This is a genomic window from Gordonia alkanivorans (genome assembly GCF_004011905.1).
In the GTDB taxonomy this organism is placed as follows: Bacteria; Actinomycetota; Actinomycetes; order Mycobacteriales; family Mycobacteriaceae; genus Gordonia; species Gordonia alkanivorans.
In genome coordinates this window covers 262,012-274,288 of record NZ_CP027114.1, presented here as the reverse complement: position 1 = coordinate 274,288, position 12,277 = coordinate 262,012, and the positions used below count along the sequence as shown (strand labels likewise).

Sequence of the window (12,277 nt, the reverse complement as noted above, 5' to 3'; positions counted from 1 at the left end):
TCGTGCGAGTACTCGTGATCGGCTCGGGCGGCCGCGAACATGCCCTTCTCATCGGCCTCAGGAACGATCCGTCGGTCACCGACCTGCATGTCGCTCCCGGTAACGCCGGCACCTCGGCGATCGCCACCAACCATGCCGTCGACGTGGTCTCCGGTGAGGCGGTCGTCGCCCTGGCGCAGAAGCTGGAAGCCGACCTCGTGGTCATCGGACCCGAGGTGCCCCTGGTTCTCGGCGTCGCCGATGCGTTGCGCGAAGCCGGCATCGCAACCTTCGGTCCCAGCGCGCAGGCCGCGCAGATCGAGGGCTCCAAGGCTTTCGCCAAGGACGTGATGGCCGCGGCCGGCGTCCACACCGCACACGCGGAGATCGTCGACAACCCCGCGCACCTCGACGCGGCACTCGACCGCTTCGGGCCCACCTGGGTCGTCAAGGACGACGGTCTCGCCGCGGGTAAGGGCGTCGTCGTCACGGCCGACCGCGACGTCGCCCGCGACCACGCCGCCGAGTGCCTGGAGAGCGGACACCCCGTCCTGCTGGAGAGCTTCCTCGACGGTCCCGAGGTGTCGCTGTTCTGCCTCGTCGACGGCGAGACCGTGGTGCCGCTGCTGCCCGCGCAGGACCACAAGCGGGTCGGCGACAACGACGCCGGACCCAACACCGGCGGCATGGGTGCCTACACACCGCTGCAGTGGCTGCCCGCCGAGATGACCGAGCGCATCGTCGACGAGGTCGTCAAACCTGTTGCGGCCGAGATGGTCAAGCGCGGAATCCCGTTCTCGGGTCTCCTGTACGCCGGTCTCGCCATCGGCAAGGACGGGCCTGCGGTCGTCGAATTCAACTGCCGCTTCGGTGATCCCGAGACCCAGGCGGTCCTCGCGCTGCTGAAGTCGCCGCTCGGTGCGGCGCTCAACGCCACCGCCACCGGCACGCTGGCCGACCTGCCGGCGCTCGAATGGCACGACGGCGCTGCGGTCACCGTGGTCGTCGCCGCCGAGAACTACCCCGGCAAGCCGCGCACCGGTGACGTCATCACCGGCGCCGACGCCGAGGGCGTGTTGCACGCGGGCACGTCCAGGAACGCCGACGGTGCGATCGTCTCCGCCGGAGGTCGCGTGCTGGCCGTCGTGGGTACCGGCGCCGACCTCGCCGAGGCCCGTGCCCAGGCCTACGCCCGGATCGAGAAGATCAAGCTGCCAGGCTCGCGTTACCGCACCGACATCGGCCGCAACGCCCTCGAGGGCAAGATCAGCATCTAGTGGCAGACCCGGGCGGGTCGGGAGCTCAGTCCGCGAGATTGCGGCCGAGAAACTCGATCTGCTCGGGGAGCACGCTGCGCCAGTACCGGTTGGTGTGCCCACCGGCTGCAGTGCCGAAGGCGGCCGGCGGGTGAAGGCCCGCGGCCCACTGGCGGGTGTAGGTGTAGAACTGGTCGCTCGAACCGATGTTGATGAGCAGCGGGATCTTCGCGAAGCTCGGCTGCGCGCCGAACAGCGAGTTGGCCTGGTAGTCGGCGAGGCCGTCGAAGGCGCGCGGGGGGAAGTTGCGCGGATCGGCCCACATCGCGGGCGAGCTGACCGCCACCGCGGCGACGCGCGGCGCACCGAGCATCGACGCCAGACGCAGCGCGCCGTATCCGCCCATCGACCATCCGAAGAGACCGATGCGGTCGGTGGACAGGTTGAGCCGTGGGTCGTTCGCGAGCATCGGCAGGAACTCGTCGAGGATCATCGCGCCACCGTCGGTGCCGTCGGCCCGTCGGTGGTAGTAGTTGCGGCCCACGTCGGCGGCGGCCAGCGCGAACGGGGCGTTGCCGTTGTCCACGTACTGCTGCATCACGGTCTGCATCTCGAGTTTCGACCCGAAGATGGTCTTCTCGTTGGTGTTCAGCGCGTGCAGCACGACGACGACGGGCAGCTTGCCGGTCACGCCGTTGGGTCGGGCGACCGCCCAGCGGGTGTCGCGGCCGCCCATGCGGGCGGACTTGAAGCTGCCGGTGATCAGCGGGGGGCCACTGGTGACCGGGGGCGGCGAGGTCTCGATCGGCAGCTCGTCGTCGGCGGCACGGCCTTCGAGGTTGCGCGGCTGCACCGACGCCGACGGTGCCTTGTCCGAGCATGCGGCCAGTCCGAGCGCGGCGGCCCCGACGCCGGCGGCGAGCACGGCACGACGGCCCACGCGCGGAAGGTCGCGGTCGGCTGCATCGGAGAATCGGGATCGCACGCTCGTCATCGAAGCAACAGGGTAATCGCGGACCCCGGGCTCGACGCAACGTCGAGTCGGCCGACTCGCCGCCGCTGTGAGAAATCTGTCTCGGACTTGACGTTCAGTCGAGCGACGCGATGGCCTTCTGCAGGAGTTCGGCTGCTCCGGACGCCACGTCGGGCAGGCCCGGGGCGTCGGTCACCGCGACCATGATGTCGGGGTTCATCGCCTCGACGATGACGGTCCCGGCGTTGTCGGTGTCGTCGCGCACCACCACATTGCAGGGGAGCAGCAGGCCGATCTGCCTCTCGATCCCGAGCGCGCGATGGGCGAACTGCGGATTGCAGGCCCCGAGGATGAGGTAGTTCTCCATGTCCTCGTCGAGCTTCTTCTTGAGCGTCGCCTTCACGTCGATCTCGGTGAGCACGCCGAATCCGACATCGCTGAGCGCTTCCCGCGTCCGCGCGACCGCGTCGTCGAAGTCCGTCTTCAGGGTCGTCTGGTAACCGAGTTTCATGATCACTCCTCTCGTGGTGCTCCTCGCGTGCGTCAGGCGAGCGCCAGGAACAACTTTTCCATCTGATCGATCGTCATCGGCTCCGAGTCCTTGGACTGTTCACCGGTTATGCATTCGCGGAGGCCGGTCGCGACGATCTTGAAACCGGCCCGATCCAGTGCACTCGACACCGCGGCGAGTTGGGTCACGACGTCCTTGCAGTCTCGTCCCTGTTCGATCATCGAGATCACGCCGGCGAGCTGTCCGTGGGCGCGGCGTAGTCGGTTGAGTACGACGCCGATCGATTCCTCGTCACCGACCATGACAACCTCCTGAGGTTTGCACGCGTGGATACCTTGACAACCGCGACTATACCCCTTGGGGTATGAGGAGAGGTCTCGTCAGGCGGAAGTCGGCTCAATCGCGCTCGGCGTCGGCGAGCTCGCACCGGTAGTTCACCGGACGGCCGCGCCGGTCGAAGTTCACCCGGACGACGGAACGGCCGTCGGTGACGTCACAGATCGGTGAACGCCCGCCGTCGGTGCCGGTGCGCCAGCTGATGTGCCAGCCACGTCGTGCGGCCATCCCGTGGATGGCGACCCGATGATCGTTCACCGCAAGGGAACTGAGGACGTCGGGCATCCGGGTTGCGAAGTCGGCGAAGGTCGGCTCGGGGAGAGTGACGTCGTCGAGCAGGAAGACGCCGCGATCGTCGTCGTCGAGCCGAACCGTGCAATACGGACTCACGCCGGTGCTGCCGACGGCGGCGGCCGCGATGACGCCGAGGACCCGATCGCCGGGATCGTCGGCGTCATGGGACGGCTTGGGCGGCAGTGTCACTCGCGGGGAGGTGAGATCCTCGATACCGAGTCGCGCGCCGGCCTCGCGAAGCCTGGACGCCGGTCCGGTGTGGTCGCCGCACGGGTGTGCCCAACCCCAGATGATCGCGGACGGTTCGAGGACGGCGACGAGTGATGCCCGCGAGCGGACAACCGTCGCCTCGTCGCGAGGGGTGTCGGTGCCCGCGCGGGCGAACACGACCGTCCGGTTGTCCTCGGCGCACCGTACGTCGAAGTCGCCCAGCCTCTCACGCAGGGAGTCGACGAACGCGGACTGTCTCAGCGAGGTGTAGAGCGCCGCGTAATCGGCGACAGCGTGGAGGCCGTCGAACTGCATGGGATCACGGTAAACGGGTCGAGAGCGGAGACGATCCTGCTGTCCGATGACCGACTGACGTCGATCTGAACCGGCCATTCACCACCGTTGTTCTGCTCTTATACGGGAAATCGACTGTGCGTGTACCGCTTTGGTCAAAAGCAATACGGCGGTACGGATGCCTTTGGCAGCATGAACCACATGATGACGTCGGCGGCGACACCCAAGGGTGCGCGACGGCGGTCTCGCTTGATCGAGGCCGCCGGCGAGCTGCTGCTCGAAGGCGGCTTCGACGCCGTGCGTCATCGTGCGGTGGCCGAACGTGCCCAGTTGCCGCTGGCGTCGACGACGTACTACTTCGCCTCCCTCGACGACCTGATGGCCGAGGCGGCAGCCAGCCTCTGCAGCCACGACGCGGAGGCAGTCACCGAGCGCTGCAACGCACTTCCGCGTCGACGCCGCGGGAAGACCGCGACCTCGACCGCCCTCGCCGAGGTCGTCGTCGGCGACGACACGATCCAGCAACTGTCGGCCCGTTACGAGATGATCGCGCTGTCGGCGCGGTACCCGATGCTGCGCGAGGTGGTGAGCGACAGGTGGCAGACGCTGTCCATGTGTCACCTCGACGTCCTCGCCAAGTCCGGCCGGGTTGCCGACCCCGCCCACATCGCCCAGCTGATCGGGATCGAGGACGGCGCCATCGTCGGCGCACTCGGACAGAACGGTGTCCGGCCCATCGACGCGGTACGCGACGTCCTGCTCGAGGTGATCGACGTCCTGGCACCGCGAGCGTGACCGCAGGAAAGGAAGAAGGAATCGGATGTCGGGGGATTCGATGAGTAGGCGCCGTATGCGCAGAGGTCTTGTTGCCGCGCTCATGTCCGCGATCGCCGGGGTGCTGATGCTCGTCGCTCCCGGCGCCCAGGCGGCGCCGGCCGGTCGGGTCGACGCGGGTGTCCCGTTGTCGTCGGTGGTCTACGGAACCGGGTGCACCTACCCCGTGACCGTCGCGGTCAACTCGTCCGGCTGGGTGGAGTTCTGGGAGGTCAAGCCGGGTCTTCCGGCTCGATTCATCGGCCGCGATCTCCCCTCGGGTGCCCTTGCCTCGGTCACCTGGGTGCCCCGTCGGATCGGTGACAAGTACCTCTACGCCGTCCAGAACGGCAAGGCCTCGCAGCCCACCCTCGTGAAGGTGCGACAGGGCTACGGGTCCAACGGCACCTGCTTCGCGTTCTGAGCGTCGTGTGGGTCGGCAGGGTTGAGGAATTCGGGATCCGCTCCTGAGCGACCTACACTGAGCGGGTGTCGAAGCCCGTCATCGCCAACGTCCTGGCCAGCCGCTATGCCTCCACCGACCTCGCCGAGCTGTGGTCGGCCACCACCAAGATCGCCCTCGAACGGCGACTGTGGATCGCGGTATTGAAGGCACAGGCCGACCTCGGGATCGACGTCCCGGCCGACGCCATCGCCGACTATGAGCGCGTTGTCGACCAGGTAGACCTCGCCTCGATCGCCGACCGCGAGCGCGTCACCCGCCACGACGTCAAGGCTCGCATCGAGGAGTTCAACGCCCTCGCCGGTCACGAGCAGATCCACAAGGGCATGACCAGCCGCGACCTCACCGAGAACGTCGAGCAGCTGCAGATCCTCCGTTCCCTCGAGCACGTGCACGCCCATGGCGTCGCCGTCCTGGCCCGCATCGTCGAACGTGCCGCCCAGTACTCCTCGGTCGTGATGGCCGGCCGCAGCCATAACGTCGCCGCGCAGGCGACGACCCTCGGCAAGCGTTTCGCCTCGGCCGCCGACGAACTCATGATCGCGCTCACCCGACTTCGTGAGCTGATCGACCGCTACCCGCTGCGTGGCATCAAGGGCCCCATGGGCACCTCGCAGGACATGCTCGACCTCCTCGGCGGCGACGCCACCAAGCTCGCCGACCTCGAGGCGCGCGTCGCCGACCACCTCGGTTTCGCGCGGTCGTTCACCTCGGTCGGCCAGATCTACCCGCGGTCGCTGGACCACGACGTCGTGTCCGCGCTGGTCCAGGTCGCCGCCGCGCCGTCGTCGCTGGCCCACACCATCCGGCTCATGGCCGGCCACGAGCTGGTGACCGAGGGCTTCCAGCCCGGCCAGGTCGGCAGCTCGGCGATGCCGCACAAGATGAACACCCGCAGCTGCGAGCGCGTCAACGGTCTCGCGGTGGTCCTGCGCGGCTACGGCTCGATGGCCGCCGAACTCGCCGGTGCCCAGTGGAACGAGGGCGACGTCTTCTGCTCGGTGGTCCGCCGCGTCGCACTGCCCGACGCGTTCTTCGCGATCGACGGCCTGATGGAGACCTTCCTGACCGTCCTCGCCGAGTTCGGCGCGTACCCCGCGGTCATCGCCAACGAGCTCGACCGCTACCTGCCGTTCCTCGCGACCACCAAGGTGCTGATGGCGTCGGTGCGTGCGGGCGTGGGTCGGGAGACCGCGCACGAGGCGATCAAGGAGAACGCCGTCGCGGTGGCCCTGGCCATGCGCGAGGAGGGCCGCGAGCCCGACCTGCTGGACCGCCTCGCCGCCGACGACCGCATCCCGCTCGACCGGGCCCAGCTCGATGAGCTGCTCGCCGACAAGTCGGTCTTCGTGGGTGCCGCCGAACAGCAGGTCGCCGACGTCATCGCCGCCGCGGAGAAGATCATCGGCCAGTACCCGGAGGCCGCGGCCTACGCACCTGCCCCCATCCTCTAGGGGTCACTCCGGCGCGGAGGCGTCGGCGTGCCCGAGCTTCCAGTCGGGGAGCGCGACGTCGCGCACCAGGCGCTTGAGTTCGGGTGCCCCGGGGAATCCGCCGTCGCGTTTGCGCTCCCAGATCTGCGTGCCGTCGACGTCGATGTGGAACACGCCGCCGGTCCCGGGGACCAGCGTCACCGAGCCGATCTCGGTGCCGAAGGTGTTGAGCAGCTCCGATGCCATCCACGACGCCCGCAGCAGCCAGTTGCACTGGGTGCAGTAGGTGATGGTGATGTGCGGTGCGGTCATCGGTCAAGAATGTCAGAGGCTGCCGCCCCCGGCCGACCGGTGACCCTCTAGGGTCGAGTCCATGCGTCCTGAACTGCAGTCCTACCGGCATCTGGCGTCGGGGAAGGTCCGTGAGATCTACGAGATCGACGCCGACACCCTGCTGTTGGTGGCCTCCGACCGGATCTCGGCCTACGACCACATCTTGAGTCCCGCGATCCCCGACAAGGGACGCATCCTGACAGCGATGAGCTTCTTCTGGTTCGACGAGCTCGGCGTTCCCAACCACCTCGCCGGCGGTCCCACCGACGAACGCATCCCGGGCGAGGTCGTCGGCCGCTCGATGGTGGTGAAGCGCCTACCGATGGTGCAGGTCGAATGTGTGGCGCGCGGCTACCTGACGGGTTCGGGTCTGCTCGACTATCAGGCGACCGGTGCGGTGTGCGGCGTCGAACTGCCTGCGGGTCTGTCGGAGGCCTCCAAGCTGCCCGAGCCGATCTTCACCCCGGCCACCAAGGCCGAGCAGGGTGAACACGACGAGAACATCAGCTTCGAGCGCGTCGTCGAACAGGAGGGTGCCGAGCTGGCCGGGGCGCTGCGGTCGGCGACCCTCGACATCTACGGTCGCGGTGCTGCGGTGGCTGCCGACCGCGGGATCATCCTCGCCGACACCAAGTTCGAGTTCGGTCGCGGCCCCGACGGTGAGCTCGTGCTCGCCGACGAGGTTCTGACCCCCGACTCGTCGCGCTACTGGGAGGCCGCGACCTACGCGGCCGGCAAGGTCCAGCCCAGCTTCGACAAGCAGATCGTCCGGAACTGGCTCACCAGCGCCGAATCCGGTTGGGACCGTGCCTCCGATGTCGCTCCGCCATCGCTGCCCGACGACGTCGTCGAGAAGACGCGCCAGCGGTACATCGATGCCTACGAATGGATTTCGCAGAAGTCCTTCGCCGACTGGCCCACCGCGGAGGTGGCCTCGTGACCGACGAGCGAAACACCGCGACACCGCCGGTCGCCAAGAAGGTCCCGAAGGAACGCACCCACCACGGCGACACCTTCGTCGACGACTACGAATGGTTGCGCGACAAGGACGATCCGGAGGTGACCGCCTACCTCGAGGCGCAGAACGCGTTCACCGAGGCGCACACCGGTCACCTGTCGGATCTGCGCAAGCAGATCTTCGACGAGATCAAGAGCCGCACCAAGGAAACCGACATGTCGGTGCCCGTCCGACGTGGACGCTTCTGGTACTACGCCAGAACGCAAGAGGGCAAACAGTATTCGACGTCCTGCCGGTGCCCGATCGCCGGCGATGACGACTGGACCGCGCCGAAGGTCGACGACGGTGTGACGCTGCCCGGTGAGGAGGTCCTGCTCGACAGCAACGTCGAGGCCGAGGGACACGATTTCTTCAGCCTCGGTGCGCTCACCGTCAGCGACGACGGCAACTGGCTGGCCTACAGCACCGACGTCGTCGGCGACGAGCGATACACGCTGCGCATCAAGGACCTTCGTACCGGCGAGGTCCTCGACGACGTCGTCACCGACACCTCGGGTAGCGCGGTGTGGTCGGCCGACGCCCGCCACGTCTTCTATTCGACGGTCGACGCCGCATGGCGGCCGGACACGGTGTGGCGACACGACATCGGTGCGGGCACCGAGGACGTCAAGGTCTTCCACGAACCCGACGAGCGGTTCTGGGTCGGCATGGGCACCACCCGCAGCGACAAATACCTCGTCATCGGAGTCGGCTCCAAGATCACCTCGGAGAGCTACGTTCTCGAAGCCGACAACCCGACCGGTGAGTTCCGCAGCGTCGTGCCGCGCGTCGACGGCGTCGAGTACAGCGTCGAACATGCCGTCATCGGCGGCGACGACTACTTCGTCATCGTGCACAACGAGGTCGTGGACGGTCAGAAGGCGGAGAACTTCGCCATCGACATCGCGCCGGTGGACAGCCCCGCGGACCGGCGTCCGCTGATCGCACACGATCCGGCCCGCCGCGTCGAGGACCTCGACGCCTTCGCCGACTACCTGGTGCTGTCATACCGGCGAGAGGCGCTGCCGCGCCTGGCCATTGCGGACCTCCGCCGGATCGACGGCATCCCCGCCGAATCCGACTTCCACGAGGTCGACTTCGATCAGGAACTGAGCACGGCCGGGCTCGGCGGCAACCCCGAGTGGTGGTCACCGAAGCTGCGCATCGGCTACGGCAGCTTCATCGAACCCGCGGAGTTGTTCGAACTCGACGTCGCCACCGGCGAACGCACCCTGCTGAAGCGGCAGCCGGTGCTCGGCGGCTACGACCCCGCCGACTACGTCCAGTCCCGTGAGTGGGCGGTCGCCGACGACGGCACCCGGATCCCGCTGTCGGTGGTGCGCCGCAAGGAGACCGACGCAGCGAAGCCTGCCCCGCTGCTGCTGTACGGGTACGGCTCGTACGAGGCCAGCATCGATCCCTATTTCTCGGTGTCCCGGCTGTCCATGCTCGATCGCGGCATGGTCTTCGTCCTCGCCCATATCCGTGGCGGCGGCGAGATGGGTCGCTACTGGTACGAGAACGGCAAGGACCTCAGCAAGAAGAACACCTTCACCGACTTCGTCGCGGCCGGACACCATCTCGTCGAGACGGGATGGACGACGCCGCAGCAGATGGTCGCCGAGGGCGGTTCGGCCGGCGGTCTTCTGATGGGTGCGGTGGCCAACCTCGCGCCGGAGCTGTTCAACGGCATCCTGGCGTCGGTGCCGTTCGTCGACGCGCTGAACTCGATCCTCGACCCGTCGCTGCCGCTGACGGTCATCGAATGGGACGAGTGGGGCGACCCGCTGCACGACCCGAAGGTCTACGAGTACATGAAGACCTACACGCCGTACGAGAACGTCGACGCGAAGCCGTATCCGCCGATCCTCGCGTTGACCTCCCTCAACGACACCCGGGTGCTGTACACCGAGGCGGCGAAATGGGTGGCGCGGCTCCAGGAGAAGTCGACGTCGGGCAACCCGATACTGCTGAAGACCGAGATGAGCGCCGGTCACGGCGGCGTCAGCGGACGCTACAAGCAGTGGGAGGAAGTCGCCTTCGAGATCGCCTGGATACTGCAGCAGTCGGGCGCGCTGGAGAGCTGACCTCGACACCGAAGAGCCCCACCACCCTCGCGGGCGGTGGGGCTCTTCCGGTTTGGACCCGGAGGTCGATCAGTGCATCATGATCGGACCGCGATCCATGTCCTCTTCGACGAGAGGGGACGCGATCTTCTTGCGCGGCAGGAAGAATGCCGGGATCACGGTGAGGCAGATCAGCACGACCGAGATCACGAAGGTGTTGGAGAACACGTCGGCGGCGGTGTCGAAGAACGACTCCGGCAACGGGTTCGGGACACCCGGGGGTAGCGGCTTGTCGGAGGTGTTCGCCATGATCGCGAGACCGGCCTCCGGCTTGCCGGCCAGGCTGCTGGCGAGGATCACCGAGATCACCGCGGTGCCGATCGAGGTGGCCGTCTGCTGGATGGCGTTCATCAACGTCGAACCGTCCGGCACCTGGGCGTTGCTCAGGGTGGCGAGCGCCGCGGACATGATCGGCATCATCGTCATACCCATACCGAGGCCCTGGACGAACAGCGAACCGCAGATCAGCCAGTACGAGGTGTCCGAGCCGAGCATGGTGAACGCGGTCATGCCGAGGAGGATCAACACGATGCCCGCGAGTACGAACTTGCCGGGGCCCATCCTGTCGGTGAGTTTGCCGGCGATCGGCATCGTCAGCATGGCGCCGAGACCCTGCGGGGCGAGCAGCAGACCCGCGGTCAATGTCGACTCGCCGCGCACACCGATGAAGTACTGCGGGAACAGCAGTGCGGCACCGAAGAACGCGATCATGAACAGCACCATCGTGGCGACCGCGATGCTCAGCGTCTTGTTCTTGAACAGACGCAGGTCGAGCAGCGGCTTCTTCGCGCGCAGCGCATGGACGATGAACGCGACGATGAGAAGTGCGCCGATGATCGTCGGGATCAGCACCGAACCGGTGACGAAGGTGCGGTGTTCGGCGCTCGACGAGATGCCGAACAGGAACAGCGCCAGACCCGGCGACAACAGCAGCAACCCGACGAAGTCGATCGAGGACCGCTTGGTCTCGGCGTCGTCGCGCAGGACGATCCAGGCGAAGACGAAGGCGATGATGCCGATCGGGACGTTGATCAGGAAGATCCAGTGCCAGCTGAGCTGCTCGATGAGCACGCCGCCGAGGATCGGACCCGAGATCGGGCCCAGGAGCATCGGGATACCGAGGACGGCCATCACCGAACCGACGCGTTCGGGACCCGCCGCCTTGGTCAGCATCATCATGCCGATCGGCATCAGCAGACCACCGCCGAGGCCCTGGACCACGCGGAACGCGACCAGCATGCCGATGTTCGGTGCGAAGGCACAGAGGATCGAACCGAGGGTGAACAGGACCAGCGAGGTCAGGTACACCTTCTTGGTGCCGAAACGCGACGCGGCCCAGCTGGCCAGCGGGATCACGGCGGCGAGGGCGAGGGTGTAACCGGTCGCGGTCCACGCGGCACCCGCGGCGTCGGTGTTGAACTCCTGCTGGAAGGTGTTCTGGGCGACGCCGACCACGGTGACGTCGAGGATCGACATGATCGCGCCGAGTACGACCACACCGGCGACCAGCAGGACGTTCTTGTCCAGCTTGGTGTCTGGTGGACCTTCGTGGAGATGGCCTCCGGTGGAGGATGTCATGCGGTGTTTGTCCTATCGGTCGGGATGCGACTGAGAAGTAGGTGTCGGGAGGTGTTCGCGGTCAACGGGTGGCCAGATTGCAGAAGTGGTCGACGCCGTCGTCGACGATGGGTCGCAGCGCCGAACACAGGTTGTCCCGGAGTTCGGCGGGGAGGCCGGCCACGAACCGTCGCACGGTGTCGTGTTGCAGTGCCAGGTGTGTCTCGAGGTAGCGCATGCCGTCGTCGGTGAGCGAGACGCGCTTGATGCGACGGTCTGCCGAGTCCTCACGACGATCGGCGAGACCGGAGCTGACCAGCTTGTCGACCGTCCGGCCCGCGGCCGCGAGGGACAACTGGACCTGGTCGGCGATGGCGTTGACCGGCATCGGCCCGTCGTGGCTGCCGAGCGCACAGAGCACGCGGAGCTGGGAGAAGGTGATGTCGGTGGCGGCGAGACTCTCCATGGTTTCCGGCCGGCCGAGGTCGAGCAGACGGTCGAGGAATGCGACGAGCGCTGCCGAAGCGGATTCGATCGACTCGTCGGCGCTCGCTGCGCACGTGGGTTCCTCAGGCACCGGAAAATAGTAACTCCGACGCAACTATTGCAGAAGCGCAATATGCGTGAGATCGCACATGATCTGCGCGATGGTGTGACCCCCGTCTCACGGGAGGCTCGGTGCAGGTACAGAGTTTGACCGTC

At 67.2% G+C, this 12,277-nt stretch carries 13 protein-coding genes; 6 read left to right on the top strand and 7 right to left on the bottom strand.

The genetic code is table 11. From position 1 onward, the window contains the following. Positions 1-2: 2 nt before the first annotated feature. Positions 3-1,256, top strand: coding sequence for a phosphoribosylamine--glycine ligase (gene purD, locus C5O27_RS01235; protein WP_208651409.1), 1,254 nt, complete (start codon positions 3-5; stop codon positions 1,254-1,256). Between the two features lie 25 nt (positions 1,257-1,281). Here the strand turns inward: purD and C5O27_RS01230 are convergent, their stop codons facing one another. The 4 genes from C5O27_RS01230 to C5O27_RS01215 form a co-directional block, all read right to left on the bottom strand. Further along, on the bottom strand, positions 1,282-2,229 hold the full coding sequence (locus C5O27_RS01230) for an alpha/beta hydrolase (RefSeq protein WP_075862788.1): 948 nt from the start codon (positions 2,227-2,229) through the stop codon (positions 1,282-1,284). Positions 2,230-2,323: 94 nt separating this feature from the next. Further along, positions 2,324-2,719 (bottom strand): DUF302 domain-containing protein, encoded by a 396-nt coding sequence (locus C5O27_RS01225; RefSeq protein WP_035752099.1) that lies wholly within the window; start codon positions 2,717-2,719, stop codon positions 2,324-2,326. A gap of 32 nt (positions 2,720-2,751) precedes the next feature. Continuing rightward, a complete protein-coding gene (locus C5O27_RS01220) occupies positions 2,752-3,021 on the bottom strand; it encodes a metal-sensitive transcriptional regulator (RefSeq protein WP_005201272.1) in 270 nt (89 codons plus the stop codon). A gap of 94 nt (positions 3,022-3,115) precedes the next feature. Continuing rightward, positions 3,116-3,874, bottom strand: coding sequence for a DUF6882 domain-containing protein (locus C5O27_RS01215; RefSeq protein ID WP_164905296.1), 759 nt, complete (start codon positions 3,872-3,874; stop codon positions 3,116-3,118). Positions 3,875-4,057: 183 nt separating this feature from the next. Here C5O27_RS01215 and C5O27_RS01210 point away from each other — a divergent pair, with 183 nt between their 5' ends. The 3 genes from C5O27_RS01210 to purB all read left to right on the top strand — a co-directional run bounded on the left by C5O27_RS01210 (position 4,058) and on the right by purB (position 6,583). Continuing rightward, positions 4,058-4,648, top strand: coding sequence for a TetR/AcrR family transcriptional regulator (locus C5O27_RS01210; protein ID WP_197028075.1), 591 nt, complete (start codon positions 4,058-4,060; stop codon positions 4,646-4,648). Between the two features lie 55 nt (positions 4,649-4,703). Beyond that, positions 4,704-5,090 (top strand): hypothetical protein, encoded by a 387-nt coding sequence (locus C5O27_RS01205; protein WP_006358385.1) that lies wholly within the window; start codon positions 4,704-4,706, stop codon positions 5,088-5,090. A 65-nt stretch (positions 5,091-5,155) separates the two neighbouring features. After that, positions 5,156-6,583 carry an adenylosuccinate lyase gene (purB, locus tag C5O27_RS01200; RefSeq protein WP_006358386.1) on the top strand — a complete coding sequence of 476 codons (1,428 nt, stop codon included), beginning with the start codon at positions 5,156-5,158 and terminating at the stop codon, positions 6,581-6,583. A 3-nt stretch (positions 6,584-6,586) separates the two neighbouring features. Here purB and C5O27_RS01195 read toward each other — a convergent pair whose 3' ends face one another. Continuing rightward, complete coding sequence (locus C5O27_RS01195) at positions 6,587-6,874, bottom strand: Rdx family protein (protein WP_006358387.1); 288 nt, start codon at positions 6,872-6,874, stop codon at positions 6,587-6,589. A 61-nt stretch (positions 6,875-6,935) separates the two neighbouring features. Between C5O27_RS01195 and C5O27_RS01190 the strand changes: the two genes are divergently transcribed. After that, complete coding sequence (locus C5O27_RS01190; protein ID WP_006358388.1) at positions 6,936-7,835, top strand: phosphoribosylaminoimidazolesuccinocarboxamide synthase; 900 nt, start codon at positions 6,936-6,938, stop codon at positions 7,833-7,835. Continuing rightward, entirely contained in the window at positions 7,832-9,979 is a 2,148-nt protein-coding gene (locus tag C5O27_RS01185) for a S9 family peptidase (RefSeq protein WP_127961687.1), read from the top strand. Before C5O27_RS01190 ends, C5O27_RS01185 begins: the two co-directional genes overlap by 4 nt. Positions 9,980-10,048: 69 nt before the next feature. Here C5O27_RS01185 and C5O27_RS01180 read toward each other — a convergent pair whose 3' ends face one another. Both C5O27_RS01180 and C5O27_RS01175 read right to left on the bottom strand, forming a co-directional pair. Further along, positions 10,049-11,596 (bottom strand): DHA2 family efflux MFS transporter permease subunit, encoded by a 1,548-nt coding sequence (locus C5O27_RS01180; RefSeq protein ID WP_075862783.1) that lies wholly within the window; start codon positions 11,594-11,596, stop codon positions 10,049-10,051. A 61-nt stretch (positions 11,597-11,657) separates the two neighbouring features. Next, the gene (locus C5O27_RS01175; RefSeq protein WP_006358391.1) at positions 11,658-12,152 is read right to left on the bottom strand and encodes a MarR family winged helix-turn-helix transcriptional regulator; all 495 of its coding nucleotides are present in this window, start codon (positions 12,150-12,152) and stop codon (positions 11,658-11,660) included. Positions 12,153-12,277 lie beyond the last annotated feature (125 nt).

Bases quoted from the DNA above. Each gene is read 5' to 3' on its own strand.
- C5O27_RS01230 (WP_075862788.1), bottom strand. From the start codon at position 2,229: ATGACGAGCGTGCGATCCCGATTCTCCGATGCAGCCGACCGCGACCTT.
- C5O27_RS01225 (WP_035752099.1), bottom strand. From the start codon at position 2,719: ATGAAACTCGGTTACCAGACGACCCTGAAGACGGACTTCGACGACGCG.
- C5O27_RS01220 (WP_005201272.1), bottom strand. From the start codon at position 3,021: ATGGTCGGTGACGAGGAATCGATCGGCGTCGTACTCAACCGACTACGC.
- C5O27_RS01215 (WP_164905296.1), bottom strand. From the start codon at position 3,874: ATGCAGTTCGACGGCCTCCACGCTGTCGCCGATTACGCGGCGCTCTAC.
- C5O27_RS01210 (WP_197028075.1), top strand. From the start codon at position 4,058: ATGACGTCGGCGGCGACACCCAAGGGTGCGCGACGGCGGTCTCGCTTG.
- C5O27_RS01205 (WP_006358385.1), top strand. From the start codon at position 4,704: ATGCGCAGAGGTCTTGTTGCCGCGCTCATGTCCGCGATCGCCGGGGTG.
- C5O27_RS01195 (WP_006358387.1), bottom strand. From the start codon at position 6,874: ATGACCGCACCGCACATCACCATCACCTACTGCACCCAGTGCAACTGG.
- C5O27_RS01190 (WP_006358388.1), top strand. From the start codon at position 6,936: ATGCGTCCTGAACTGCAGTCCTACCGGCATCTGGCGTCGGGGAAGGTC.
- C5O27_RS01180 (WP_075862783.1), bottom strand. From the start codon at position 11,596: ATGACATCCTCCACCGGAGGCCATCTCCACGAAGGTCCACCAGACACC.